This window comes from Rhodococcus sp. 11-3 (assembly GCF_023704055.1).
GTDB classification, from domain to species: domain Bacteria; phylum Actinomycetota; class Actinomycetes; order Mycobacteriales; family Mycobacteriaceae; genus Rhodococcus; species Rhodococcus aetherivorans.
The window spans coordinates 3,967,139-3,992,873 of sequence record NZ_CP080406.1 but is presented as its reverse complement, the minus strand read 5'-3'; the positions used below and the strand labels follow the sequence as shown (position 1 = coordinate 3,992,873).

General features: G+C 72.2%; 22 protein-coding genes and 1 pseudogene. 9 read left to right on the top strand and 14 right to left on the bottom strand.

The features are described 5' to 3' along the window. The first annotated feature begins 54 nt into the window (after positions 1–54). On the top strand, positions 55–1,788 hold the full coding sequence (gene glpD / locus KZJ41_RS18685; protein ID WP_006939620.1) for a glycerol-3-phosphate dehydrogenase: 1,734 nt from the start codon (positions 55–57) through the stop codon (positions 1,786–1,788). 60 nt (positions 1,789–1,848) lie between these two features. On the opposite strand, the gene KZJ41_RS18680 is transcribed toward glpD, so the two are convergent. After that, positions 1,849–2,385 (bottom strand): hypothetical protein, encoded by a 537-nt coding sequence (locus tag KZJ41_RS18680; protein ID WP_006939619.1) that lies wholly within the window; start codon positions 2,383–2,385, stop codon positions 1,849–1,851. A gap of 151 nt (positions 2,386–2,536) precedes the next feature. Between KZJ41_RS18680 and KZJ41_RS18675 the strand changes: the two are divergent. Together KZJ41_RS18675 and KZJ41_RS18670 are read left to right on the top strand one after the other, a co-directional pair. Continuing rightward, positions 2,537–3,088, top strand: a pseudogene (locus KZJ41_RS18675) (TetR/AcrR family transcriptional regulator); the annotation flags it as partial. 69 nt (positions 3,089–3,157) lie between these two features. Beyond that, positions 3,158–3,415 carry a Rho termination factor N-terminal domain-containing protein gene (locus KZJ41_RS18670; protein WP_029544682.1) on the top strand — a complete coding sequence of 86 codons (258 nt, stop codon included), beginning with the start codon at positions 3,158–3,160 and terminating at the stop codon, positions 3,413–3,415. A gap of 83 nt (positions 3,416–3,498) precedes the next feature. Here the strand turns inward: KZJ41_RS18670 and KZJ41_RS18665 are convergent, their stop codons facing one another. The 5 genes from KZJ41_RS18665 to KZJ41_RS18645 all read right to left on the bottom strand — a co-directional run bounded on the left by KZJ41_RS18665 (position 3,499) and on the right by KZJ41_RS18645 (position 12,425). After that, entirely contained in the window at positions 3,499–4,293 is a 795-nt protein-coding gene (locus tag KZJ41_RS18665; protein ID WP_006939617.1) for a DNA-formamidopyrimidine glycosylase family protein, read from the bottom strand. After that, positions 4,293–8,810, bottom strand: coding sequence for an ATP-dependent helicase (locus KZJ41_RS18660; RefSeq protein WP_251549398.1), 4,518 nt, complete (start codon positions 8,808–8,810; stop codon positions 4,293–4,295). The genes KZJ41_RS18665 and KZJ41_RS18660 overlap by 1 nt, the downstream gene beginning before the upstream one ends. A 95-nt stretch (positions 8,811–8,905) precedes the next feature. Continuing rightward, positions 8,906–9,469, bottom strand: a complete 564-nt coding sequence (locus KZJ41_RS18655) for a hypothetical protein (RefSeq protein ID WP_102799826.1) — start codon at positions 9,467–9,469, stop codon at positions 8,906–8,908. Positions 9,470–9,513: 44 nt separating this feature from the next. Then, positions 9,514–10,884 (bottom strand): FAD-binding oxidoreductase, encoded by a 1,371-nt coding sequence (locus KZJ41_RS18650; protein ID WP_029547231.1) that lies wholly within the window; start codon positions 10,882–10,884, stop codon positions 9,514–9,516. Beyond that, positions 10,881–12,425, bottom strand: a complete 1,545-nt coding sequence (locus KZJ41_RS18645) for an AMP-binding protein (protein ID WP_251549396.1) — start codon at positions 12,423–12,425, stop codon at positions 10,881–10,883. The genes KZJ41_RS18650 and KZJ41_RS18645 overlap by 4 nt, the downstream gene beginning before the upstream one ends. Before the next feature lie 139 nt (positions 12,426–12,564). Here KZJ41_RS18645 and KZJ41_RS18640 point away from each other — a divergent pair, with 139 nt between their 5' ends. Genes KZJ41_RS18640 through KZJ41_RS18630 form a run of 3 tightly spaced genes read left to right on the top strand, consistent with a single transcriptional unit; the run spans position 12,565 to position 14,364 of the window. After that, a complete protein-coding gene (locus tag KZJ41_RS18640) occupies positions 12,565–13,533 on the top strand; it encodes a hypothetical protein (protein ID WP_251549394.1) in 969 nt (322 codons plus the stop codon). 22 nt (positions 13,534–13,555) lie between these two features. Further along, a complete protein-coding gene (locus KZJ41_RS18635; RefSeq protein ID WP_006939610.1) occupies positions 13,556–13,933 on the top strand; it encodes a hypothetical protein in 378 nt (125 codons plus the stop codon). Further along, a complete protein-coding gene (locus tag KZJ41_RS18630) occupies positions 13,930–14,364 on the top strand; it encodes a pyridoxamine 5'-phosphate oxidase family protein (RefSeq protein WP_251549392.1) in 435 nt (144 codons plus the stop codon). Before KZJ41_RS18635 ends, KZJ41_RS18630 begins: the two co-directional genes overlap by 4 nt. Positions 14,365–14,374: 10 nt before the next feature. On the opposite strand, the gene KZJ41_RS18625 is transcribed toward KZJ41_RS18630, so the two are convergent. Then, positions 14,375–15,535 carry a hypothetical protein gene (locus KZJ41_RS18625; RefSeq protein ID WP_251549390.1) on the bottom strand — a complete coding sequence of 387 codons (1,161 nt, stop codon included), beginning with the start codon at positions 15,533–15,535 and terminating at the stop codon, positions 14,375–14,377. Then, positions 15,532–17,037, bottom strand: a complete 1,506-nt coding sequence (locus tag KZJ41_RS18620) for an aldehyde dehydrogenase family protein (RefSeq protein ID WP_161995057.1) — start codon at positions 17,035–17,037, stop codon at positions 15,532–15,534. The genes KZJ41_RS18625 and KZJ41_RS18620 overlap by 4 nt, the downstream gene beginning before the upstream one ends. A 36-nt stretch (positions 17,038–17,073) precedes the next feature. Here KZJ41_RS18620 and KZJ41_RS18615 point away from each other — a divergent pair, with 36 nt between their 5' ends. Further along, complete coding sequence (locus tag KZJ41_RS18615) at positions 17,074–17,523, top strand: Lrp/AsnC family transcriptional regulator (RefSeq protein WP_006939604.1); 450 nt, start codon at positions 17,074–17,076, stop codon at positions 17,521–17,523. A 66-nt stretch (positions 17,524–17,589) separates the two neighbouring features. Then, positions 17,590–18,933 carry an L-lysine 6-transaminase gene (gene lat, locus KZJ41_RS18610; protein ID WP_029544666.1) on the top strand — a complete coding sequence of 448 codons (1,344 nt, stop codon included), beginning with the start codon at positions 17,590–17,592 and terminating at the stop codon, positions 18,931–18,933. 39 nt (positions 18,934–18,972) lie between these two features. Here the strand turns inward: lat and KZJ41_RS18605 are convergent, their stop codons facing one another. Then, a complete protein-coding gene (locus KZJ41_RS18605) occupies positions 18,973–20,802 on the bottom strand; it encodes an ATP-binding protein (RefSeq protein WP_251549388.1) in 1,830 nt (609 codons plus the stop codon). Positions 20,803–21,295: 493 nt separating this feature from the next. Here KZJ41_RS18605 and KZJ41_RS18600 point away from each other — a divergent pair, with 493 nt between their 5' ends. After that, positions 21,296–22,129 carry a tyrosine-protein phosphatase gene (locus KZJ41_RS18600; protein ID WP_029544664.1) on the top strand — a complete coding sequence of 278 codons (834 nt, stop codon included), beginning with the start codon at positions 21,296–21,298 and terminating at the stop codon, positions 22,127–22,129. A gap of 34 nt (positions 22,130–22,163) precedes the next feature. Here the strand turns inward: KZJ41_RS18600 and KZJ41_RS18595 are convergent, their stop codons facing one another. The 5 genes from KZJ41_RS18595 to KZJ41_RS18575 form a co-directional block, all read right to left on the bottom strand. Next, positions 22,164–22,505, bottom strand: a complete 342-nt coding sequence (locus KZJ41_RS18595; RefSeq protein WP_251549386.1) for a VanZ family protein — start codon at positions 22,503–22,505, stop codon at positions 22,164–22,166. After that, positions 22,502–22,762: a hypothetical protein gene (locus KZJ41_RS18590; protein ID WP_006939587.1), complete on the bottom strand. Its 261-nt coding sequence runs from the start codon at positions 22,760–22,762 to the stop codon at positions 22,502–22,504. Before KZJ41_RS18590 ends, KZJ41_RS18595 begins: the two co-directional genes overlap by 4 nt. Further along, positions 22,763–23,143, bottom strand: coding sequence for a DUF1707 domain-containing protein (locus tag KZJ41_RS18585; RefSeq protein ID WP_043801426.1), 381 nt, complete (start codon positions 23,141–23,143; stop codon positions 22,763–22,765). A 20-nt stretch (positions 23,144–23,163) separates the two neighbouring features. Next, a complete protein-coding gene (locus KZJ41_RS18580) occupies positions 23,164–23,775 on the bottom strand; it encodes a DUF1707 domain-containing protein (RefSeq protein ID WP_251549384.1) in 612 nt (203 codons plus the stop codon). Between the two features lie 83 nt (positions 23,776–23,858). Further along, positions 23,859–25,655, bottom strand: a complete 1,797-nt coding sequence (locus KZJ41_RS18575) for an acetyl/propionyl/methylcrotonyl-CoA carboxylase subunit alpha (protein WP_006939582.1) — start codon at positions 25,653–25,655, stop codon at positions 23,859–23,861. Between the last annotated feature and the right edge of the window lie 80 nt (positions 25,656–25,735).

The window sequence follows — 25,735 nt, the reverse complement described above, 5'->3', positions numbered from 1 at the left end:
GACGAACCTACTAGCCTGAGTGCGGAAACGTCGGCGACTCACGGGAGCGATGCGGTGACCAACCAACCAGGCGTCCAGATTCTCGGGCCGCAGCAGCGCCGTGACGCGTGGCGACGGCTCGGTTCGGAGCAGTTCGACGTGGTTGTCATCGGCGGCGGCGTCGTCGGCGCCGGTGCCGCCCTGGACGCCGCCACCCGCGGGTTGAAGGTCGCCCTCGTGGAGGCACGGGACTTCGCCTCCGGCACGTCGAGCCGCTCGTCGAAGATGTTCCACGGTGGGCTGCGGTATCTCGAGCAGCTCGAGTTCGGGCTCGTCCGCGAGGCGCTGCGGGAACGCGAGCTGTCGCTCTCGACGCTGGCTCCGCACCTGGTCAAGCCGTTGAAGTTCCTCTTCCCCCTCACCCACCGGGTGTGGGAGCGCCCGTACATTGCCGCGGGCATCTTCCTGTACGACCGGATGGGCGGCGCCAAGTCCGTGCCCGCGCAGAAACACCTGACCCGCTCCGCGGCGTTGCGCATGGCGCCCGGGCTCAAGCGCGACTCGCTCGTGGGCGGGATCCGGTACTACGACACCGTCGTCGACGACGCCCGTCACACCATGACCGTGGCCCGCACGGCCGCGCACTACGGCGCCGTGGTGCGGACCTCGACCCAGGTGGTCGGGTTCCTGCGCGAGGCCGACCGCGTCTCCGGCGTGCGGGTGCGCGACTCGGAGGACGGGTCGGTCACCGAGGTGAAGGGGCACGTGGTGATCAACGCCACGGGGGTGTGGACCGACGAGATCCAGGCCCTGTCCCGGCAGCGCGGCCGGTTCCGGGTGCGCGCCTCGAAAGGCGTGCACATCGTGGTGCCGCGCGACCGGATCGTCAGCGACTCGGCGATCATCCTGCGCACCGAGAAGTCGGTGCTGTTCGTGATCCCGTGGGGCAGCCATTGGATCATCGGCACCACCGACACCGATTGGAACCTCGACCTCGCCCACCCGGCCGCGACGAAGGCCGACATCGACTACATCCTCGACCACGTGAACCGGGTCCTGGTCGTCCCGCTGACCGACGACGACATCGACGGCGTGTACGCGGGCCTGCGGCCGCTGCTGGCCGGGGAGAGCGACGAGACGTCGAAGCTGTCGCGCGAGCATGCCGTCGCCCGGGTCGCACCCGGCCTCGTGGCGATCGCCGGCGGCAAGTACACCACCTACCGCGTGATGGCCGAGGACGCCGTCGACCTGGCGGCCGAGGACATCCCCGCGCGGATCGCCCCGTCCATCACCGAGCGGGTGCCGCTGGTGGGTGCCGACGGCTATTTCGCGCTCGTGAACCAGACGATGCAGCTCGCCGAGCGGTACGGCCTGCACCCGTACCGGGTCAAGCATCTGCTCGACCGGTACGGGTCGCTGATCGACGAGATGCTGGAACTGGCGGCCGACCGTCCCGAGCTGCTCGAGCCGCTCACGGATGCGCCGCAGTACCTGCAGGTGGAGGTCGTGTACGCGGCGGCCGCGGAGGGAGCGCTGCATCTCGAGGACATCCTCGCCCGCCGCACCCGCATCTCCATCGAGTACCCGCACCGCGGCGTGCACTGCGCCGAGCAGACGGCCCGCCTGGTCGCCCCCGTCCTCGGCTGGGATGCCGCGACGGTGGAGCAGGAGATTGCGACCTACCGGGCCCGGGTCGAAGCGGAGATCCGCTCGCAGAGCCGGCCCGACGACGAGTCCGCCGATGCGCTGCGGGCCGCCGCCCCGGAGGCCCGCGCGGAGATCCTCGAGCCGGTCCCGACGGGCGTCTGAGGCGCCACCGGCGCGCGTCCCAGCCCTGTCGGTGGCCGGGAAGGTCAGTGGCCGGGAAGGTCAGTGGGTCAGGATGACCTTGACGAGCACCACGGTCGCGGCAACCGCGGTGAGTGCGACGGCACTCACCAGTGAGGTCCGCCCCGGCCGCTCCCCGTTGAGCCGGCCGATGACGAAGACGATGCCACCGATCCGCAGCAGCACGGCGACCTCGGCGAGCAGCTGGGCCGTGCGCGGCTCGAGCCAGCCCAGCCAGCCGAGTCCCAGGATCACGCACGGCAGGACCGCCGAACTCAGGATCGGCACCGAATTGCGCAGTTCGGCGATCTTCTCCGCCCGGGTCAGCGGGGTCCCCTGGCGCACGGTGTGCCCGACCGCCTCGGCGAATGCGTGGGCGACGAACGTCGACAGCGCCGTACCGAGCACGATCGCGATGCCGACGTACTTCGGGCCGGTGATGATCGGTACCAGCGCCGCGAGCACCAGGACGTTGCCGTAGATGTAGGCGCTGATACGGCTGGCGGCGTTGTCCCGGTCCAGAGGTGTGCGCCGGGAGAACAACGGACCGTGCAGGAGCGCGTGGGCATCGGAGTCCATGCCGACAAGGGTGACAGACGGCGGTCGCACGGAGCCTGCGACCGCACACATCCGCTGCGTCCGGGCCGCGGCGTAGGATCCGACGACGCAGGTGGTCGACGACGGGATCGCGGTGGTGGAGAGGGTGCGACGGCGCTGGGGCGGCACCGACATGGCGGAACGCCGGCGGGCACGCCGCGACGCGCTGCTCTCGGTGGGCATCGATCTGCTCGGCGCGCCCGAGGGGCCGGCGGTCAACGTGCGCGCCGTGTGCCGGGCGGCCGGACTGACGGAACGGTACTTCTACGAAAGCTTCGACGACCGGGACGCGTTCGTGCGCGCCGTGTATGCCGCCGTCGGCGAACGGGTGCGCACGGCGCTGGAGGCCGCGGTCGGTACGGCCCCGCGACCGGGGGATCTTCCCGAGGCGGCGGTCCGGGCCTTCGTCGAGCTGATCGTCGACCGCCCGGCCCTGGGCCGGGTGCTGCTGCTCGGCCCGCTGCGGGAGCCGTCGCTCGGTGGTCAGGGACTCGACCTCGCTCCCACGTTCGTGCTGCTCGTCCAGCAGCAGCTCACGGCGATCGCCGACCGCGAGGAGCGGCACATGGTGGCGGTCGGGCTCGTCGGGGCGCTGACGAGCCTGTTCATCGGCTATCTGGACGGCACCGTCGCGGTGTCGCCGGAGCGGTTGGTGCGGCACTGCGTGGGCCTGCTCGTCCAGGCCGGAAGTGTAGAGCCGCAGGCGGAGGGGTATTCGCGAGACGACGGCACGCTCGACGAAGGGAGGGGCATCATGCCCAGGTCGTCGATCAAGGACGAGAAGCTGTATCAGGAACTGCGCGACGACGGCGCCTCCAAGGAGAAGGCCGCCCGGATCTCGAACGCGGCGGCGAAGCGCGGCCGGTCCTCCGTCGGCCACAAGGGCGGTACGTCGGGGTCCTACGAGGACTGGACCGTCGACGAGTTGAAGAAGAGGGCCAAGGAGCTCGGGATCTCGGGCTACTCGTCCAAGCGCAAGGGCGAGCTCATCGACGCGCTGCGCAACCACTGAGCTGCGCAACCACTGAGCTGCGCAACCACCGAGCTGCGCAACCACCGAGCTGCGGGACGACCGAGCCGGCGGGACGCGCCGGCTCAGCCGCCCCCGTCGCGCGGCTGACAGTGCGGGCACCAGTCGATCTTGCGATCCGGGTCGCTCGCCGACCCCAGCATGCCGGTCCGGATCGTGGTTCCGCACCGGCGGCACGGCTTGCCCGCGCGTCCGTATACCCATGTGCCCCGGCCGGGCCGGCGGTCGCCGGTAGTGATCCGGCTGACGCGGTCCCGGTTGAACACCAGCAGGCGGTGCGCCAGATCGACCCAGGCGGCCGCATCTCCCGCGTCCGCGACCGGTGTCGACGGGTGCACGCCCCGCAGGAAGCACAGCTCGCACCGGTACACGTTGCCCACCCCGGCCATCACCCGTTGATCGAGCAGCGCCAGACCGACGGGTCGGCCCGGATCGCGCATCAGGTTCGCGGCGGCGGCTGCCGGGTCCCAGTCCGGGCCGAGCAGATCGGGTCCCAGGTGTCCCACGGCCTCCTCCTCGCGGTCGCGGTCCAGCACCTCGACGATCCCGAGGTCGAAGCCCACGGCCTCGGCGTCCGCGACCGCGAGCACGATCCTGGCGTGATATCCCTGACGGCGCCAGCGGGTCCCGGGCGCGTGGACGTCCCACACCCCCTCCATCTTCAGGTGGGTGTGGAGGGTGTGCGCACCGACGCGGATCAGAAGATGCTTGCCCCGGGCGAGCACCTCGTCGACCACGGTGCCGGTCAGATCGACCGTCGCGTACCGGGGCACGCGGATGTCGCAGCGCGTCAACGGCTTTCCCGCGAGGGCGCGGCGCAGCCGGGTGGCCGCCTGGAAGACGGTGTCGCCCTCGGGCATCAGGCCCTCAACCGGAAACCGCGGGGGGTGGCCGAGAAGCCGGCCTCGGCGAGGAATTCCGCGAACAGGTGACCGTGAATGGAACTGCCGTCGACCTTCTCGACGACGAGCGTGTCGAGGCCCCCGCCCTTGACCGACCCGGCCAGTGACGCGCACGCACCGCGGAGTGTCCCCGGGTCCTCGGTGAACGTCAGTACCGTGCGGCCGCCGCGTTCGACGAACAGACCCAGCTCGCCGTCGACGAGCACCACCAGCCCCCCGGCCTTGCGGCCGGGGCGGTGCCGCGGCGAGTCCTCGGGCGCCGCCGACTTCGGCCAAGGCAGTGCCGCGCCGTACGGGTTCGCCGGGTCGCACGCGGCCAGCGTCACCGCGGGTGTGCCGGTGTGGCGGCCCTCGAGCGACTCGCCGTAGGACCGCAACCGGTCCACGACCTCCGGGGTGGAGAACTGCGCACCGCCGAGCGTGTCGACGAAGTAGCCGCGGCGGCACCGCCCCGTCTCCTCGAACCGGCTCAGTACCTTGTACATCAGAGCGAAGCCGCCCGGCACGCCCTCGGCGACGACCGCGCCGCGGGTGACCACACCGTAGCGCTCGAGCAGCAGGTCCGCGGCGGCGTGGGCGCGCACCGTCGGATCGGTTTCCCGGTCGGGCAGCAGCGACCACCGCCCACCGACCGTCGGTGGCCCGGTCCGGCTCGGCAGCGCCGGACGGCCGCGGTACATCCGGGCGCGCGGGGCGCGTCGGGGCGTGCGGTGCGCGGGGGTCGCGCGGGAGGTGTCGCCGACGAGGGCGCGCAGCGCGGCCGGCGTGTCCCCCGAGACGAGGCCGGCCCACACGAGATCCCACAGTGCCGAGGCGGTTTCCGTGTCGGTGGTGCCGAGGGCCTCGGTGAGCTGACGGAAGAAGAACGCCCCGCCGCCCGCGAGCGTGTCCATGATGCCGCGGTGGACGTCGGTCTGTTCGATCTCGGCCGCCGGCGCGAGGGTCAGGGGGGCGGTGTCGGTCAGGTGCAGCGACACCCAGCCGTCCTTGCCGGAGATCTGCCCCGACCCCGCCCACAGCACCTCGCCCGTCGTGGTGAGTTCGTCGAGCATCGCGGGGGAGTAGTCCCGCACCCGCGGCGCGAGGATCAGCGGCTCGAGAGCGCTCGCCGGCACCGGCACCCCGGCCAGTTGCTCGACGACCGCGGCCACCCCGTCCACCCCGCGCAGGCCGCCGCCCACGTGCTGCCACGCCGGCAGGAACCGGCCGAGGGTGGCGGTGCCGACCGGCTCCACCTCGTGTCGTGCCGCCGCGAGCGACCGTCGCCGCAGCCGCCGCAGCACCTCGGTGTCGCACCACTCGGCGCCCGTCGTGCCGGGCCGGAATTCACCTGCGCTGACCCGCTTCTCGGCGGCCAGCCGGTGCAGCACGTCCTGCACCACCGCGGTGCCGAGCCCGAACCGGGCCGCCGCCTCCGCCGCGGTGAACGGGCCGTGGGTGCGGGCGTACCGGCCGATCAGGTCGCCCAGCGGATCGGGCACCGGCTCGACGAACGCCGTCGGCACGCCGATCGGCAACGGCACCCCGAGCGCGTCCCGGAGACGCGAGGCGTCCTCGATGGCCGACCACCGCTCGTGGCCGGCGAAGGACACCTTCAGCACCCGTCGCTGCGCATCCAGCTCGTCGAGCCATGCGGCGGGATCGGCCGTGGTGCGCTCGGCGATCTCGGTCTCGGTCAGCGGGCCGAGCAGCCGGAGCAGGTCCGCGACACCTTCGGCGTCGCGGGCCTTGCGGTCCGGGGCCAGGTGCTGCAGCTCCAGTTCGGCCCGGGCAACGACGTCGGCGTCGAGCAGTTCCCGCAGCTCCACACGCCCGAGCAGTTCGGCGAGCAGTGTCGAGTCCAGCGACAGGGCCGCGGCACGCCGTTCTGCCAGGGGGCTGTCGCCCTCGTACATGAACGCGCCGACGTAGTCGAACAGCAGTGAGGTCGCGAACGGTGACGCGGTGGCCGTCTCGACCTCCACGATGCGGACCTGCCGCCGGGCGACGCGGCCGAGCAGGTCCCGCAGGGCGGGCAGGTCGTAGACGTCCTGCAGGCATTCCCGCACCGTCTCGAGCAGGATCGGGAAGGTGGGGTAGCGACGGGCCACGTCGAGCAGCTGCGCCGAGCGCTGCCGCTGCTGCCACAGCGGCGCCCGCTTGCCGGGCGTGCGCCGCGGCAGCAGCAGTGCCCGCGCCGCGCACTCCCGGAAGCGGGAGGCGAACAGCGCCGAGCCGCCCACCTGCTCGGTGACCAGGTCCTCGATCTCGTCGGTGTCGAAGGCGAACACCTCCGCGCCGGGCGGGGCGTCCTCGGTGTCGGGGAGCCGGACGATGATGCCGTCGTCCGAGGCCGTGGGCGCGGCCTCGACGCCGTACCGGTCGAGCAGCCGTGCGCCCACGGCGAGCGCCCACGGCGCGTGCACGCGCATCCCGTACGGGGAGTGCAGCACGAGGCGCCAGTCGCCGAGTTCGTCGCGGAACCGCTCGACCACCAGGGTCCGGTCGGTGGGCAGGTGGCCGGTGGCGTTGCGCTGCTCCTCGAGCAGCCGTGTCAGGTTGGCGGTCGCGTTGTCGTCGAGGCCGCCGCGACGGCACCGGGCGGCGGCGTCCTCCGGATCGGCGTGCCCCAGTTCGCGCACGAACGCCCCCAGGGCGGCGCCGAGTTCGGCCGGGCGGCCGACTCCGTCACCGTGCCAGAACGGCAGCCTGCCGGGCTGCCCGTAGGCGGGGGAGACCAGCACCCGGTCGAAGGTGATCTCCTCGATGCGCCAGCTCGTCGCGCCGAGCGCGAACACGTCGCCCACCCGGGACTCGTACACCATCTCCTCGTCGAGTTCTCCGACCCGGGTGGCCTTCTCGCCGACCATGTACACGGTGAACAGGCCGCGGTCGGGGATCGTGCCGCCCGAGGTGACGGCCAGCCGCTGCGCGCCCGGCCGGCCGGTGAGGGTGCCGGCGGTGCGATCCCACACCACCCGGGGCCGCAGCTCGGCGAACTCGTCCGACGGGTACCGCCCGGCCAGCAGGTCCAGCGTCGACTCGTACGCCGAGCGGGGCAGCGTCGCGAAGGAGCCGCTGCGCCGCACCGTGTCGAACCACTCGTCCACGTCGAGCGGCTCGAGGGCGACCGCGGCGACGGTCTGCTGGGCGAGCACGTCCAGCGGGTTGGCCGGCACCTGCAGGGCCTCGATGTGCCCGCCCACCATCCGTTCGACCGTGACCGCGCAGTGCACCAGGTCGGTGCGGTGCTTGGGGAACAGCACCCCGCGGGAGACCTCGCCCACCTGGTGGCCCGCCCGCCCGACGCGCTGCAGTCCGCTCGCCACCGACGGTGGTGCCGACACCTGGATCACGAGGTCGACCGCACCCATGTCGATGCCGAGTTCGAGGCTCGAGGTGGCGACGACGCAGCGCAGCCGCCCGGACTTCAGGTCGTCCTCGATCAGCGCCCGCTGGTCCTTGCTCACCGAGCCGTGGTGCGCCCGCGCCAGCAGCGGCTGCGCGCCGAACGCGACCTCGGTGGGCGCCCCGATCTGCGCCGGGGGCGGGGGCCGGCGGTCCACCGCCTCCCCCTCGCGTTCGGCGTGGATCTCGTTGAGCCGGGCCGTCAACCGCTCGGCGAGGCGGCGGGAGTTGGCGAACACGATGGTGGAACGGTGCGCGACGATGAGGTCGACGATCTGCTCCTCGACGTGCGGCCAGATCGACCCGGCCTGCGGAACCCCCGGCATCCCGTCGTCCGAGGGTTCCGGCTGCACGCCCAGTTCGGTCATGTCCTCGACGGGCACCCGCACCGTGAGATCCCACGTCTTGGCGGACGGCGGGGCGACGATGCGGATCGGCGCGGTCCCGGCGAGGAACCGGCCCACCTCCTCGTGCGGGCGCACCGTCGCCGACAGGCCGATCCGCTGCGCCGGCCGCCCGAGCAGCAGATCGAGCCGTTCGAGAGAAAGAGCAAGGTGCGCACCGCGTTTCGTTCCGGCGACGGCGTGCACCTCGTCGACGATGACGGTCTCCACGCCGGCGAGCGTCTCGCGCGCCGCGGAGGTGAGCATGAGGAACAGCGACTCGGGGGTGGTGATGAGGATGTCCGGCGGGGTGCGGATCAGGGCGCGCCGGTCCGCCGCCGACGTGTCGCCCGAGCGTACGCCGACGGTGATCTCCGGCGGCTCGAGGCCGAGCCGCCGCGCGGTCTGGGTAATGCCGACCAGCGGCGAGCGCAGGTTCCGTTCCACGTCCACCGCGAGGGCCTTGAGCGGGGAGACGTAGAGCACGCGGGTGCCGGAGTGCTCGGTCGGGGTGGCCGCGAGGCGGTCGAGCGACCACAGGAACGCCGAGAGTGTCTTACCCGACCCGGTGGGGGCCACCACCAGGGTGTGCGCGCCGGACGAGATCGACTCCCAGGCCCCGAGCTGCGCGGCGGTCGGGGCCTCGAACGCGCCCGCGAACCACTGCCGGGTGGGCTCGGAGAAACGGGTCAGGACGTCGGTCACCGTTCCATGGTGCACCGCCGGTACGACACGCCGGAGGTTTCCCGGACGCCGCGCTCGTGCCGGTGGCCCCCGGCCGGCGGGTCGGGGGCCGGACGTCAGTCGGCCAGCGCGAACCGAGCGAGCTGCGCGCAGTGGTGAGCCGACCATCGGCACTTGCCGTTGCGCATCACGCGTCCGACGAGTGCGGCGGCGGCGGGCTCCCACGGCACGGCGGCGAACTGCGCGCGGCTGGCGGGTCCGTCGGACCAGCCGATCGACACGACCGGCCCGTCGGGGCGGAACCGCAGGTCCGAGTGGGCCGCCGCGAGCACGTCCACGCTCGTTCCGGCGGCCGCCTCGAGGTCGTCGACGGCCACGGTGACCCGGCCGCCGATCCGGCGGGGCTGCGCCGCCGGGGCCTCCACGTACAGCCCCGCGGCCTCGATCGCGCCGACGTGCACGCTCACCAGCGGTTCCGCCTCGATGGAGCCGTCGTGCGGCGGCAGGCACACCACCGACCAGTACTCGCGTTCACTCATCCTCGGGTTGGGCACCGCGGCGCGCACGTAGTCGCGCAGCCAGGCTGTCGCCGCGGCGAACTCCGGGTACTGCTCGAACGTCCGGTAGCGGGTGTCGCGCAGCGGCAGGCCCGCCGGCGACAAGGGCGTACGGGCGTTCACTGGATTCGGTCCTCACGCACGCGGCCACCGTACTCGATCTTGCTTCAGAGGATGACGCCCGGATTGAGGATGGATTCCGGGTCGAGCGCCGCCTTGATCCGCCGGGTCAGGGCCATCACGTCGGGACCCACCTGATCCGGCAGCCACGCCTTCTTCAGCCGGCCCACCCCGTGCTCCCCGGTGATGGTGCCGCCCAGCGCGATCGCCAGGTCCATGATCTGCCCGAAGGCCACGTGCGCGCGGGCCGTCTGGTCGGCGTCGGCGGGGTCGTACACGATCAGCGGATGGGTGTTGCCGTCGCCGGCGTGCGCGATCACCGCCACCGTCACCGCATTGCGGTCGGCGATCTCGGCGACACCCCCGACCAGTGCCGGCAGGGCCGGCAGGGGCACGCCGACATCCTCGAGCAGCAGGCTGCCGGTCCGTTCGACCGCCGGGATGGCCATCCGCCGCGCCGCCGCGAACGCCTCGCCCTCCTCGGGGTCGTCGGTCGAGAACACCTCCTCGGCACCGGCGTCCTCGCACGCCCGCACCATCGTCGCGATCTCCTGCGCCGAGGCCGTGCCGGGCGCGTCGGACCGGGCGATGAGCATCGCCTCGGTGTCGCGGTCCAGTCCCATGTGCAGCGCGTCCTCGACCGCATTGATCGAGGCGCGGTCCATGAACTCGAGCATCGCCGGGCGCAACGTGGCCGTCACGGCCAGCACCGCGTCGGCCGCGGCCTGGACCGAGCCGAACGTGGCGACCATCGTCGATGCCGGCGGTTGCGGCGGGAGGAGCCGCAGGGTCACCTCGGTGATGATGCCGAGGGTGCCCTCGCTGCCGACGAACAGCTTGGTCAGCGACAGGCCCGCCACGTCCTTGAGGCGGGGTCCGCCGAGCCGCACCGCGGTGCCGTCGGCGAGCACCACCTCGAGGCCGAGGACGTAGTCCGTGGTGACGCCGTACTTCACGCAGCACAGCCCCCCGGCGTTGGTCGCCGCGTTGCCGCCGATCGTGCACATCTCGAACGAGGACGGGTCGGGCGGATACCACAGCCCGTGCTCGGCCGCGGCCCGCTTGACCTCGGCGTTGAGCAGTCCCGGCTGGACGACCGCCGTGCGGGTGACCGGGTCCACGGTGATCGCCCGCATCCGCTCGGTGCTCAGCACGATCCCGCCCGGCACCCCGCCCGCCCCGCCGGACAGGCTGGTGCCCGCGCCGCGCGGCACCACGGGCACCCGGTGGGCGCTCGCCCATCGCAGTGTGGCTTGCACGTCCGCCGTGCGCGTGGCCCGCACGACCGCGCGCGGCACCGCCGCGTCCGGATCGCGCGCCCAGTCCTGCCGGTACCCGGCGAGCAGGTCCGGATCGGTGATCAGCGCGCCGGCCGGGAGCTGGTCGGCGAGTTCGGCGAGATCGGCGGACACGGTCAGCCTGCCGGGGTGAGGTAGCGGGCGCGCAGCTTGTGTTTGACGAGCTTGCCGGTGGGCGTGCGCGGCAGGTCGTCGGAGAAGTCGATGCTGCGCGGCGCCTTGAAGTGGGAGACGCGCTCGCGGACGAAGTCGAGGAGCTCGCGCTCGACCTCGGGTCCGGGCTCGACGCCGTCGGCGAGCTGGACGACGGCCTTGACCTCCTCGCCCATCTCCTCGTTGGGGACCCCGATCACCGCGACGTCGTACACCTTGGGGTGCAGGGTGAGGACGTTCTCCGATTCCTGCGGGTAGATGTTCACGCCGCCGGAGATGATCGTGAACGCGGCCCGGTCGGTGAGGTACAGGTAGCGCTCCTCGTCGAGGTATCCGATGTCGCCGCTGGTGGTCCAGGTCGGATGATCGGGGTGCGTCGCCTCCTCGGTCTTCTCCGGGTCGTTGTGGTACTCGAACGGCCGCTCGTCGCGCTCCCACCACACCGTGCCGGTGGCACCGACCGGCAGCTCGGCGCCGCTGTCGTCGCAGATGTGGACGACGCCCATCACGCCGTCGCGACCCACGGATCCCGGGTGTGCAAGCGCCTGCTCCGAGTCGATGAACGTGGCGCCCGCGCCCTCGGTGGAGGCGTAGTACTCGTACACGATCGGGCCCCACCACTCGATCATGGCGCGCTTGATCTCCGGCGGGCACGGCGCCGCCGCGTGGATGGCGACCTTCAGGCTCGACATGTCGTACTTGCCGCGCACCTCCTCGGGGAGCTTGAGCATCCGCACGAACATCGTCGGCACCCACTGGCTGTGGGTGACGCGGTAACGCTCGATCAGGGCGAGCGCCTCCTCCGGCTCGAACCGGTCCATGAGGACCACCGTGCCCCCGACGGACTGCACCACTCCGCAGAAGCGAAGCGGCGCAGCGTGATACAGCGGGGCCGGGCACAGGTACACCGACTCGGCATCGAAGCCGTACATCGGGGCGAACACCGCCGTGTAGGGGTCCGGGACGTCCTGGACCTGCCCCTCGGGCAGCTTCGGCTTGATGCCCTTGGGCCGGCCGGTGGTACCCGAGGAGTAGAGCATGTCCTGACCACGCGGCTGCGACTCCAGCGGCGAGGCATCGAATGCCGCGAGCGCGTGGGCGTAGTCGTCGAAGCCGGGCAGTGCACCGCCGTACACGAGCCGGCGGATCACGTTCGGGTAGGCCCCGGAACGGGTGTCGATCGCGGTCGCCGCGCCCGCCGAGGCGAGGAGCACCTTCGCGCCGCAGTCGTTGACCACGTAGGCGGCCTCGGCGGGGGTGAGGTGCCAGTTGACCACCGTGACGTACAGGCCGGAACGCAGCGCCGCCCAGTAGACCTCCATCACCCGCAGGTCGTTGTCCGAGATCAGCGCGATGTGGTCGCCCCGCTCGAGGCCGGCGGCGCGCAGGTATTTCGCGAGGCGGACGGAGCTCTCGTCGAGCTGCCGGTAGGTGAGCGACTCCCCGGTGGCGGGCCGCACGATGGCGGGCTTGTCGGGGGTCGTGGCGACGAAGTTCCCAGGAAACATGCCCCTTGGTCTACCACAGCTGTGGCCCGGGTCACGTGAGCCGAGAGGCGCTCGGCGCAACTGCTCGACCGGCCCGTCCGCTCGGCGTACCCTCACCCGCACGTGAACGGCACCGGAGCATGCGGACAGGAGGGACGACGTGGCGCTCGCTCTCGAGAAGGACCGCCTGGTGGTCGAGTTCCCCGAGGTGCACGCCGCCGCCCGCATGGCCGTCTCGTTCCACCGCACCCTGCGGGTGCCGGACGACGGCAACACCTACCCGTTGCCGCCCGGCCTGGGACGGTTCCCGCTGCGGACCGTCGCCGGACTCGAGGACGCCCGGATACCGGACTCGTGGCGGTCCCGCGGCGGACTGGTGATGCCGATGTGGCAGTCGGAGGCGTGCTGGCTCGGGTTCGAGTCCCGGTACCCGTTCCTGGCGAAGGTCGCCGCCGGGGACGTCGACGCGCTCACCGGCGAAACCTGGTCGCCGGTGCCGGACTTCGAACGCGAGGACTACCTCGAGGTGCCGGCGCAACCGTGGCTCGACGGCTTCGTCGTGGCGCAGGGGCGGGTGCGCCAGTTCGTCGCGATGCCACTCGGTTCCGGCTACAGCGTCGAGGAGCAGCTGCGGTCCGGGCCGGCGCAGGGCGGGGTCCGCATCGCGGCGTACCCCATGCGGGCGCGACGATGGGAGGAACGTGCCGAGTTCGACGCCCGCCGTCCGATGCACTCCTTCGCGCCGGCCGCGGCCATGGGGCTCGGTGCCGGCGGGTCCGTCGAGCAGGGCGTCGCCACCCCGGTCGAACCGCACGACGCGTGGGACCTCGACCACCGCTCGGTCGTCGACGTGCACCTGGTGAACAGCGAGCAGTGGCGCACGGTCACCGGGGAGGACCCACCGACCCGGCCCCTGGCCGCCGCCGACTACACCGGGCGCGGATTCCCGTGGTTCGAGCTCTACGACGAGGCCGTCGCGCGGCAGGGGGCGCAGCCGCTCGCGGACGTCGACACGGTCGCCGACGTCGGGCGGCGCCGCGGGGAGCCGTTGCCCGGCAACGAGACCGTCACGGTGCCCGAACCGATCCGGATCCGGCCGGCCCCGCGCGATCCCGGCCGCCGCGGATGATCCGGCGGTATCGTCTGTCGGCATGGGGCGGATCACCCAGCGCGTCGAACCGGAACCGCTTGCCGGCAGGCTGCTCGAGCACGGTCGGGCGGCGGTCGCGTTCGACGACGCCGGTGCGGTCACTGCGCTGCCCGCGCGGGTCCGGCGACGCGACGGCGAGTTGTGGGTCGGTGTGCCGCGGGAGTCGGTGCCGCCGTCGGCCGGTCTCGACCGGGTCACCGTCCTGCTCGACGACGGCGAATTCTGGTTCGAGCTGCGGGCGGTGAACTGGCGCGGACGCCTCGCCGCGGCGGATGCCCCCGCCCCCGACGGTCGCGAGGACCTCGCCTGGTTCGTGTTCACGCCCCGGCGGGCCACCGCGTGGGACTACGCGACCCTGCACGAGGAGCGGGACGCGTGAAGGCCGACGACGCCGTCGTGCGCGACTTCCTCGACCGTGCCCTCGTCGCGCGCCTGGCAACCCGCTCCCCGAAGGGCGCGGCGGCCCTGTCCCCGCTGTGGTTCGTGCAGGTCGACGGCCGGTTGTACTTCGGCACCGGTCGCAGCACCGTGGCGGCGCGCAACGCGGCCGCGAATCCCGACGTCGTGGTGCTGCTCGACGACGGCGAGCGGGGACCCGTCCTGCGGCTGCACGGCCGGGCCACCGTGCGGCCGGGCGGGCCACCGGCGACCGTCATAGCCCGCTTCGGCCGGAAGTACTACCTGGCCGGGTGGCGCTCGGAACTGTCCCACGCGCGGAGCTGGCTCCTGCGTACGCGGTACTACGGCCGGACCGAACCGGCCACGATCGTCGTCGAACCGGGGGAGGCCGAGCTGCTGCGGCGGCCCTGAGGGGTGCCTCTCACGACGGCGGTCCGGCGTTCACGGCTGCGACGTGCCGCAGCCACTCGGCGAGCGCCTGGAATCGCTGCCGGTCGGGATGGTGGAACACCACCGTGTCGGGATCCGCCGACGCCGGCGCGCCGTCCCGGCCGCTGCCCGTCACGATCCGGAGCATGCCGTCGGTCTGGGGCAGCGCCGGGCGGAACTGCACGTCCACCACGTCCCGCAGACGGATCCGCTTGGGCGTCAACGGAACCGGACCCAACGCCCGCGCCACGGGGCCCTCCCGCAGGATCCACAGCCGGTCGCCCTGCACGACGATCTGCCCGCCCCACCCGTGGTACCGGTGCATCGGCAGCACCGGGTCGGGCGGGTCGGCGACCGGGCCGTGCGCCAGCCGCGGCACGACCACCGGCGGTCCGTCCAGGACGCGCTCGTCGATCTCGTCGGCCGGCGTCACCGACACCGTCACCTCGGCCGCCAGCCGGGATCCGCTCACCGCGGCCCGCGCGGCGGTGCGGAGTCCACGCGCGGACAGGTGCGTCACGATCGGCAGCAGACGCGCACTGGACCGCCGGCCCAGGTATCCGCACGCCCGGTCGGCCACCCGCACCTCCACCAGCGCGCCGTCCGCCTCGTGGAGGGTGACGAGCAGGGCGTACTTGCCGGGCGGGTCGGCGTAGGGGTGCAGCAGGTCGAAGTGTCGTTCCTCCCCGGTGACCTGGAGGGTCCGGCCCGGGGGCAGCAGCGTGTAGGGCACGTCCGGAGGATCGTTGCGGGGCACCAGTCGGGCCGGGGCGCCGAGGCTGACCGAGACGCGGGCGATGACGCGGCCGCTGCGGGCCGGGTCGTCGTTGTAGGCGCCCGCATCGGCGGCCCAGATGCGGCCCGGCACGGTCGGCAGATACCCGCCTGCGACGACACGGCGGAGCACCGGCCCGTAGCGCAGCGCGTCGCCGTCGCCGAGGATGCCCAGCGTCAGCCCGTCCGCGCGCACGCTGACGCCGTGTGTCTCCGGCAGCAGGGACACCTCCCTCCGGATCTCGGCGCCGGCCGGCTCGAACGCCGCGCCGAGGGTCCGCACGATGTGGTCGGTCCACGCGAACTCGCCCTCGATCTCGGTGTCGAACCGGTCCGGTCGGCACCCCCACAGTCGGTACGGAACCAGCTTGTCGCTCAACCGAACTCCACACCCTGCGCCAGCGGCAGATCGTCGGAGTAGTTGATCGTGTTGGTGGCGCGGCGCATGTACGCCTTCCACGAGTCCGAACCCGACTCGCGGCCGCCGCCGGTCTCCTTCTCGCCGCCGAACGCGCCCCCGATCTCCGCGCCGGAGGTGCCGATGTTGACATTGGCGATGCCGCAGTCCGAGGCGGCGAGGAAGCGCTCGGCCTCACGCTGGTCGGTGGTGAAGATCGACGACGAAAGTCCTTGGGGTACCCCGTTGTGCAGGGCGATCGCCTCGTCGAAGCCGTCGTAGGTCAGCACGTAGAGGATCGGGGCGAACGTCTCCTCCCGCACCACGTCCGTCTGCGCCGGCATCCGCACGACCGCGGGCCGGACGTACACCCCGTCACCGGGGACCTCGACCGCGTCGCCGCCGGTGACGAGAATGCCGCCGTCGAGTTCGGCGCGCTCGAGCGCGGTCCGCATCGCGGCGTGGGCACGGCCGTCGATCAGCGGTCCGACGAGCACCCCGTCGTCGAACGGATCGCCCACCCGCAGCCCCGAGTAGGCCTTGGCGATCCGCTCGGTCAGCTCGTCGACGACGGAGCGGTGGGCGATCAGCCGTCGCAGGGTGGTGCAGCGCTGCCCGGCGGTGCCGGCCGCGGCGAACACCACGGCCCGCACGGCGAGGTCGAGGTCGGCGGAGGGGCCGACGATCGCGCCGTTGTTGCCGCCGAGTTCGAGCAGGCAGCGCCCGAACCGCGCCGCCACCCGGGGCGCGACGATGCGGCCCATCCGGATCGAGCCCGTCGCGCTGACCAGCGCGACGCGCGGATCGTCGACCAGCGCCTCGCCGACGGCAGCGTCGCCGACCAGGACGTGGTGCAGGCCGGCGGGGGCGCCCACGTCGCCCGCGGCCCGCTCGAGCAGCGCGTGGCAGGCCAGCGCCGTGAGCGGGGTCTTCTCGGAGGGCTTCCACACCACCGGATCGCCGCACACGAGCGCGATCGCGGTGTTCCAGGACCACACGGCGACGGGGAAGTTGAACGCAGAGATCACCGCGACCACCCCCAGCGGATGCCACGTCTCCATCAGCCGGTGGCCGGGTCGCTCGGAGGGCATCGTGCGGCCGTAGAGCTGGCGCGAGAGGCCGACCGCGAACTCGCAGATGTCGATCATCTCCTGCACCTCGCCGAGCGCTTCGGAGGGGATCTTCCCGGCCTCGAGCGTGACGAGCTCGGCGAGATCGGACTTGTGCTCGCCGAGCAGGTCCCCGAGCCTGCGGACCAGCCGTCCCCGCATCGGCGCCGGGACCTGCCGCCAGTGCCCGAAGGCCGCGCTCGCCGCGGCGACCGTGGCGTCGACGTCCGCGCCGCGGGCGGGGTGCAACCGCGCGAGCTCCGAGCCGTCGATCGGGCTGGTGACCGTGTGGGCGCCGTCGAGGGCGGGGGCGCTCGCCCCGCAGCGACGCAGCGCGGCCGCGGCGCGATCGTGCAGATTGCCAGTCGGATTCATCGTCGATGTCCTTTCCGGTTCGATTAGCCTGCGCTGATGGCGGAAAACTCGAAGGAGTCCCTGGACGAGATCGACCGGCTGCTCATGCGCGAACTGGTGGTGGACGGCCGGGCGACGCTGGCCACTCTCGCCGAGAAGGCCGGATTGTCGATCTCCGCGGTGCAGTCCCGGGTTCGCCGCCTCGAAGCCCGGCAGGTGATCCGCGGATACGCGGCGAAGGTCGATCCCGAAGCGCTCGGGTTGATGCTGTCGGCGTTCGTCGCGATCACCCCTCTCGACCCGTCCCAACCCGATGACGCGCCGGCGCGGTTGCGGCACATCGACGCCATCGAATCCTGCCACTCCGTGGCGGGGGACGAGAGCTACATCCTGCTCGTGCGCGTCGCCTCGCCTCGGGCGCTCGAACAACTGCTCCAGGAGATCCGCGCGACGGCGAATGTGGCCACCCGCAGCACCGTCATCCTCCAAACATTTTACGAACGATAGTCGAAGGAAGGGGTGATCTTCCTTTATCGCGCCGATCTTGGCGGAACTTTGACGTACTCTCTGGGCATGAGCACTGCATTCCGACACCCGGACGGTGCCCGCGAGCTGCCCCCGAGCCGGGTACACGCCGTTCTGCGCGAACATCTGCTGGTGGACGGGTTCGACCTCGTCCTCGACCTCGACCGATCGCGGGGCGTGCGGCTCGTCGATCAACGGGACGGCACGACCTACCTCGACATGTTCGGGTTCTTCGCATCCTCCGCGCTCGGGATGAACCCGCCCGACATCGTCGACGACCCGGCGTTCGCCGCCGAACTCGCTACGGCCGCCGCGAACAAGCCCAGCAACTCCGACATCTACACGGTGGCGATGGCCCGGTTCGTCGACACCTTCGCGCGGGTGCTCGGCGACCCGGCCCTGCCGCACCTGTTCTTCGTCGACGGCGGCGGGCTCGCGGTGGAGAACGCACTCAAGGCGGCCTTCGACTGGAAGAGCCGGCTCAATGAGGCGCGCGGACTCGGCTCCGACCTCGGGGGCAGCGTTCTCCACCTGACCGAGGCATTCCACGGTCGCACCGGCTACACGATGTCCCTCACCAACACGGACCCGATCAAGACGGCCCGGTACCCCAAGTTCCGCTGGCCGCGCATCGACGCGCCCTACCTCGCCGACGACCGCGACGTCGAGGCCGCGGAGGCGCATGCGCTGCAGCAGGCGCGCCGGGCGTTCGCCGAGAATCCGCACGACATCGCGTGTTTCATCGCCGAACCCATCCAGGGCGAGGGCGGCGACCATCACTTCCGGCCGCAGTTCTTCCAGGCCATGGCGGAACTGTGCCGCCGTCACGATGCGCTGCTGATCTTCGACGAGGTGCAGACCGGCGTCGGGCTGACGGGAACCACCTGGGCGTACCAGCAGTTCGGCGTCGCACCCGACATCGTCGCCTTCGGTAAGAAGACCCAGGTCTGCGGCATCATGGCCGGCGGCCGGATCGACGAGATCCCCGACAACGTCTTCATGGTCTCGTCGCGGCTCAACTCCACCTGGGGTGGCAGCCTGACCGACATGGTCCGCGCCCGGCGCATTCTGGAGGTGATCGAGCGGGACCGGCTCGTCGACCGGGCGCGCATGACCGGGGCGCATCTGCTGTCCGGGCTGAACCAGCTCGCCGGCCGCCACCGGCTGGTCGGCGAGCCGCGCGGACGCGGCCTGATGTGCGCGTTCACCCTGCCCACGCCCACCGTCCGCGACGCCGTGCTCACCCGCCTGCGGGTCGACGAGCACGTGCTGATGATCGGAACCGGGCAGCGCGGCATCCGGTTCCGGCCGCCGCTGACGGTCACCACCGCCGAACTGGACGAGGCGCTCGACGCGCTGGACCGCGTTCTGGGCGAGGTGGCACGGCACTGATCCGCCGGGCCGGGAACCGTCCGGCAGAGTCGGACCCGGTCAGGACTCGACGTCGAGGTGGAACGGGAGCGTGACGTCGACGGTCGTGCCGCGGCCCTCGGGACTGTCGAGCACGAGGTCGCCGCCGAGAGCCTCGGTCCGATCCCGCAGCCCGTCCAGCCCCCCGCCGGGCGTCGGCCGCGCGCCACCGCATCCGTCGTCACGGATCGTCATGCGCAGCGCATCACCCGCCCGGTGCAGGCAGATGCGGACGGCAGTGGCCCCGGAGTGCTTTCCGGCATTGGTGACGGCCTCCGCCCCGATGAGGTACGCGGCGAGCTCGACGGGAGGCGAGGGCCGGCCGGGGAGGCCGTCGTCGATGCCGACGGGCACGGGTGCCCGCTCGGCCAGCGAGCGCAGCGCAGCCGCGAGCCCGCGCTCGGTGAGCACCGCCGGGTAGACACCCCGGGCGAGCTCCCGCAGTTCCGTCAGGGCGGTGTCGAGTTCGGCGGCACCGTCCGCGAGCAGCCGGCGCAGATCGGCCTCCTCCCCGGCGCGCTGGGCGCGGCGCAACAACAGCGACGCGGCGACGAGCCGTTGCTGCGCACCGTCGTGCAGGTCGCGCTCGAGGCGTCGCCGCTGGATGTCGCCGGCCGCGACGATCCGTTTGCGGGAGCGCCGTACCTCGTCGAGCCGGAGCTGCAGGTCCGCCTGCAACCGTTCGTGCTCGAGAGCCAGCGCGGTGGCGCTGTGGACCGCGGCGAGCAGCTCGGGTTGGGTCTCGAGGGACGGGTCGTACACCAAGGCCCCCACGGGAGTGCCGCCGCGTTCGAGGATGGTCGCCGCGCGAGAATCGGAAGGGCGGGGAAGAGCGTGGACCGACCCGTCCGGATCGACGTAGGCCGCGCGCTCCGGCGCATAGGTCCACAGCACCAGGCTCGGGTCGTGCACGGCCCGCCGCAGCGCGTCGACGAATCCGACACCGATGGGGGCGGAACCGATCTCCACCATCGCGTCGCTGACCGCAGCACGCGCCAGCCGGTACCGGACGAGACCGACCGCCACCGCCAGCGGAAACAGCGCCGTGGTCGGGTAGCGCAGGTTGAGCACCCACGGCGGGGGCGACCAGGGAAGGCTCACCGCACTCGACAGCACCACGATCGTGATCACCGCCGAGAGGCCGTACGCGACGCCGAGCGGCGCGAAGCCGGCCCGGTACGCCGGTGAGCCCGAACGCCAGCGAACGATCACCACCAGCACGAGCGTGCCCACGATCAGGAACGCGCAGAACCCGACGACGAGCTGCACCGCCTGTGCCAGGGACGGATCATCCCGGAGCAGAAGAAGATTCGTCGACGTCGACGGTGATGCCGCGGGTGCGGTCCGCGGATCAAAGAACAGCCACTCGGCCACGATGCCGATCGTGGCGAGAAGCCACGCGGCGCCCACGAACAGACGCTGCCACCGTCGGTGCAGCCGGCCGGTCGGGAACCCGATCAGGGCCTGCAGCAGGACGGGCAGATACAGGTTCGTCGCCGCCACGCCGACGGTGAAGGCCACGGGCTCGCCGGAACGTCGCAGGCCGCCGAGGAACCACAACAGGCCGGCCATGAGGATGAGGGGCCCGCTCAGGTCGTGCGGGCGGTTGTTCCATGCGATCGCTCCGGAGACGACGAATGCGACTCCGGTGCCGAGGAACAGCGCGAGTTCGGTGGGCCCGAACACCGGCAGGAACGGCCCCTCGGCGGCGGCGAAGGATTCCCGCGGCCCGAGGAGCAGCGTGCGGGCCGGATCCCGCAGCGCCGCCGGCGACCAGTCCACCGCCGCGGCGATCGCCGCGACCAGCACCGCGGTGACCACGACGAGCAGCTGGATGACTCGGTGCCGCACGGCCGGCCTCCTCCCGGACCGTCTCGGTCTCCTCCCGGACCGTCTCAGTCTCCTCCCGCGCCGTCGCCGGCACCACCGTGCTGGCACGGACCGCGTGCGGGTGTCACCACGGTCCCGCATTCCGGTGTCACCACGGATGCAGCGACGGGGGCCGAACCGCACAGTTGTGGTGGGTCCGGAACCCGCCGGGCCGCACGGAAGCGGTAGCGGTAGCGAGAGCGCCGCAAGAACCGAAGGAGAAGGTCATGCGGTTCACCATCATCGTGAATGCCCTCACGAACCTGCTGCCGCTCGTGTTGCCCGACGACGCGAGCATCAAGGACGTGATCCGCGCCCTCACGCGGTAGTGGGTGGGTCCTGTGACACTCGGCTGCCGGCGAATCCGGCACTCGCGTCGATCGCCCGGATCTCCGCGTGCGCCCGGCGTCGCTCCGGCGGATCGGACCGGGTGCACCGATCCGGACGGGTGAACCGACCCGGTTAGGGTGGGCGCATGTCGGACTCCGCCGGTCGTCCCGGTACCCCCACCTCCCGAGGGCCGATGCCCGGTCCCGAAGCGACCTCGATACCGAACCTGCGCGATGTCGGTGGATACGCCACGCGCGACGGTGCGTCGGTGCGCCGGGGCATCGTCTTCCGGTCCACCGACCTGAGCCGGGTGACCGACGCCGATGCGCGGGTGCTGTCCGGGCTCGGCCTGGCGACTGTCGTGGACCTGCGGACCGAACCGGAGCGGCAGGCGGCGCCGGACCGGCTCCCGGAGGGTGTGCGTACCCTCGCCCTCGACGTGCTCGCCGACCGCGAGCACGGTTCGATCGCCGCGCACATGAAGGAGCTTCTGACCGACGCCGCGTTCGCCCGCGAGGTCCTCGGGGACGGGCGCGGCGCCGAATACCTGCGGGGCAGTTACCGTGACTTCGTCCTGCTGCCGAGCGCCCGCGCCGCATACCGGACGTTGTTGCAGACCCTGCTGACCGGCGACGCAGACCCGGTGCTCGTGCACTGCACCACCGGCAAGGACCGCACGGGGTGGGCGTCGGCCGTCCTGCTGCTCGCGCTGGGCGTGGACGAGGACACCGTCTTCGAGGACTACCTGCTCACCAACGAGCGGCTGCTGCCGGTGTTCGCCCCGGTCCTCGAAGCGCTCACGGCGAAGGGGGTGCCCCGCGGGGACCTCGAATCCGTCCTCGGTGTCCGCGCCGAGTACCTCGCGACGGCGCTCGCGGCGGCGGAGGAGGCGTTCGGGTCGTTCGACCGCTACCTGAGCGACGCCCTGGGGCTCACGGACTCCGGTCGGGCGCTGCTACGGCAACGACTCCTGGAATGAGGGCCGGGGGAGCGGACGGCGCAGGCGCCGGGCCCTACGGTTCCGAGCGACTCCGTCGGCGTACGGCCGCGAACACCGTGACACCGATCGCCACGCCGAGCAGATCCGCGCACCAGTCCCACACCGACCCCGACCGCCGGACCGCGACGGTCGCCTGCAGGACCTCCGTGACCACCCCGTACGCCGCGAGCCACGCGACGGTCGCGGCGGGCGGGATCCGGGCGAAGCGGGACGCGTACGCGAGCACCGCGAACATCAGTGCGTGCGTGATCTTGTCGGCGTGCGGGAACGCCGACGGAGTCGTATCGCCCGGCAGCATGAGCAGCACGGTGACGACCACGAGCGTGAGCGCCACCGGAACGAACCGGGCGGTCATGTAGATTCGGTGACCGCCATGTTCCAGGCGCTCTCGGCGAACCGGCGCACGGCGGCCAACGCGGCGGCCAGCGCATCCTCGCAACCGGGTTCGGCCGACCCGGTCAGCGTCCCGTCCGGCCGGAGTTCCACGGTGGCTTCGACATCGGCGGTCGTCGCCTCCCGCACCGACCAGTGGTAGCCCGTGCCGGCGGCCCACTCGTCGGGGCGTTCGGCGAGCAGGTACCAGTTGCCGGCGTTGATCTCGACGGGGTCCACTCAGCAGCCGCCCTTCGTGCCCTTGGTCGCGGAGTACAGGATGCCTGCGGCCGGGATCAGAAGGAACCACAACCAGCTGCCGGAGACGAAGAACAGCAGGAGGGCGACGAGGGGGATCAGCCCCATGGCGGCGGTGCGCCACCTCTCCCGCTGCTCGGCCTTCGCGGTGTCGTCCACCGGCGCAGGCGTGTTCGGGGTCGCCGGGGGAAGGTCGGTGAACAGGGCGTCGAGTTCGGCGCGGGTGGTGGCGGCGGCCGCCTTCGCGCTGCGCTCGTCGAACTCGACGAGGGTGAGCCTGCCCGCACCGAAGTGCTCACCGAGCAGGTTCAGTGCCTGTTCGCGTTCGACGGTGCCGATGCGGACCTCGGGGGAGTCGGCCATGGGTCCACACTAATGGGTCGTCAGCGACCGGTCCCGCCGGTCCCGGTCCGGAATGCCCGGGAGATGATCAGGATCAGCGCGACGGCGGAGATCAGCAGCGCGATGGGGTGCCGCAGCACCAGCGCCGGCGCGACGGCGAACATGCTCATCGTCAGCAGCCACACCAGGTCCGGGACGTCGCGCGTCGCGGATGGCTGTGGGTCCCGGGAGTGCGGGTCCCGGGCGGCGGGGGCGGGGAGCGGCGGGACGTCGCGGAGAAAGGCCGGCTCGGCCGTGTGCGGTCGTCCGCCGCGGGCGCGGGCGGCAAGGACGGCGACGGTGGCGGCGACCGTCGCGCCCGTCATGATCCACACGTTCGGTTCCAGGAGTTGGTAGAACGCGACCAGTCCGAGGGCCACGACCGGTACCAGAAGCCACCATCCGCGCCGGTGCCCGTCGGCCCGGCCGGTCACGGTGGGCAGGTCGATGAACAGGACCGCGAGATCGCGGCGGGTGACGGCGGCGGCGATGCGGCCGCTGCGGTCCTCGAACTCGGTGAGGGTGAGGCGACCGGCACCGAAGTGCTCGCCGAGCAGGCGCTGGGCCTGTTCGCGCTCGGCCGTGCCGATACGGACCTCCGGTGAATCGGCCATATCACCACCCTAGTCCCGGAACGAACGACGGCGCGCCCCGTGAATCCGAGGATTCGCGGGGCGCGCCGTCGCAGGCGGAACTGCTACTTGAGCTCGGCGAGCACCGTGCCCTGGGTGATGGCGGCGCCGGGCTCGACCGACAGGCCGGTGACGACGCCGGCCTTGTGCGCGTTGACCGGGTTCTCCATCTTCATGGCCTCGAGCACCACGATCAGGTCACCCTCGGCGACCTCCTGACCCTCGGAGACCGCGACCTTGACGACGGTGCCCTGCATCGGCGCGGTCACCGCGTCACCGGAGGCCTTGCCGCCGTGGGCGCCGCCCCGCTTGCGCGGCTTCGGCTTCTTGCGGAGCGCCCCGCCGGCGGCACCGCCGCCGGCGCCGAGGGTGAACTGGCCGGGCAGCGACACCTCGACGCGGCGGCCGCCGACCTCGACGACGACGTTCTGCCGCGGCAGCGCCTCGTCCTCGTCCTCGGGGGCGACCCCACCGCCGGTGTACGGCTCGACGGTGTTCTCCCACTCGGTCTCGATCCACTTGGTGTAGACGTCGAACTTCTCGCCGTCCCCGACGAAGGCGGGGTGCTCGACGATGTGCCGGTGGAACGGGATCACGGTGGCCAGGCCGTCGACCTCGAACTCGGCGAGGGCGCGGCGAGCACGCTCGAGGGCCTGGGTGCGGGTCTCGCCCGTGACGATCAGCTTGGCGAGCATCGAGTCGAACTGGCCGCCGATGACGTCGCCCTGCACCACACCGGAGTCGACGCGCACGCCCGGGCCCGAGGGCTCGCGGTACACGCTGATCGGACCGGGGGCCGGCAGGAAGCCGCGGCCGGCGTCCTCACCGTTGATGCGGAACTCGAACGCATGCCCGCGCGGGGCCGGGTCCTCGGTGAGCTCGAGCTTCTCGCCGTTGGCGATGCGGAACTGCTGGCGCACCAGGTCGATGCCGGCGGTCTCCTCGGTGACCGGGTGCTCGACCTGCAGGCGGGTGTTGACCTCGAGGAAGGACACCGTGTCGCCCTGGACCAGGTACTCGACCGTGCCGGCGCCGTAGTAGCCGGCCTCGCGGCAGATGGCCTTGGCGGACTCGTGGATGCGGCGGCGCTGCTCGTCGGTCAGGAACGGCGCGGGGGCCTCCTCGACGAGCTTCTGGAAGCGGCGCTGCAGCGAGCAGTCGCGGGTGCCGGCGACGATGACGTTGCCGTGCTGGTCGGCGATGACCTGCGCCTCCACGTGGCGCGCCTTGTCGAGGTACTGCTCGACGAAGCACTCGCCCCGGCCGAAGGCGGCGATGGCCTCGCGGGTCGCGGACTCGAACAGCTCGGGGATCTCCTCGATGGTGTGCGCGACCTTCATGCCGCGGCCGCCACCACCGAAGGCCGCCTTGATCGCGACCGGCACGCCGTACTGCTTCGCGAACTCGACGACCTCGTCGGCGTTCTTGACGGGATCCTTGGTGCCGGCGGCCATGGGTGCCTTGGCGCGCTCGGCGATGTGCCGCGCGGTGACCTTGTCGCCGAGGTCGCGGATGGCCTGCGGGGAGGGGCCGATCCAGATCAGACCGGCGTCGATCACGGCCTGCGCGAAGTCGGCGTTCTCGGACAGGAAGCCGTAGCCGGGGTGGATCGCGTCGGCACCGGACTTGCGGGCGGCGTCGAGGATCTTGTCGAACACCAGGTAGGACTCGGCGGAGGTCTGGCCACCGAGCGCGAATGCCTCGTCGGCGAGCTTCACGAACTGGGCGTCGGCGTCGGGTTCTGCGTAGACGGCCACGCTCCCGTAACCGGCATCCTTGGCGGCTCGGATGACCCGCACAGCGATCTCGCCGCGGTTGGCGACGAGCACCTTCGTGATGTGCGCGCTGGCATGACTGGGCACGGAGCCTCCTGTTGATCGATCGTTAGGTTATTGCCGTCTCTGGGAGTGTAGGCGCCAATCCGATAGACGATGTAACCGGA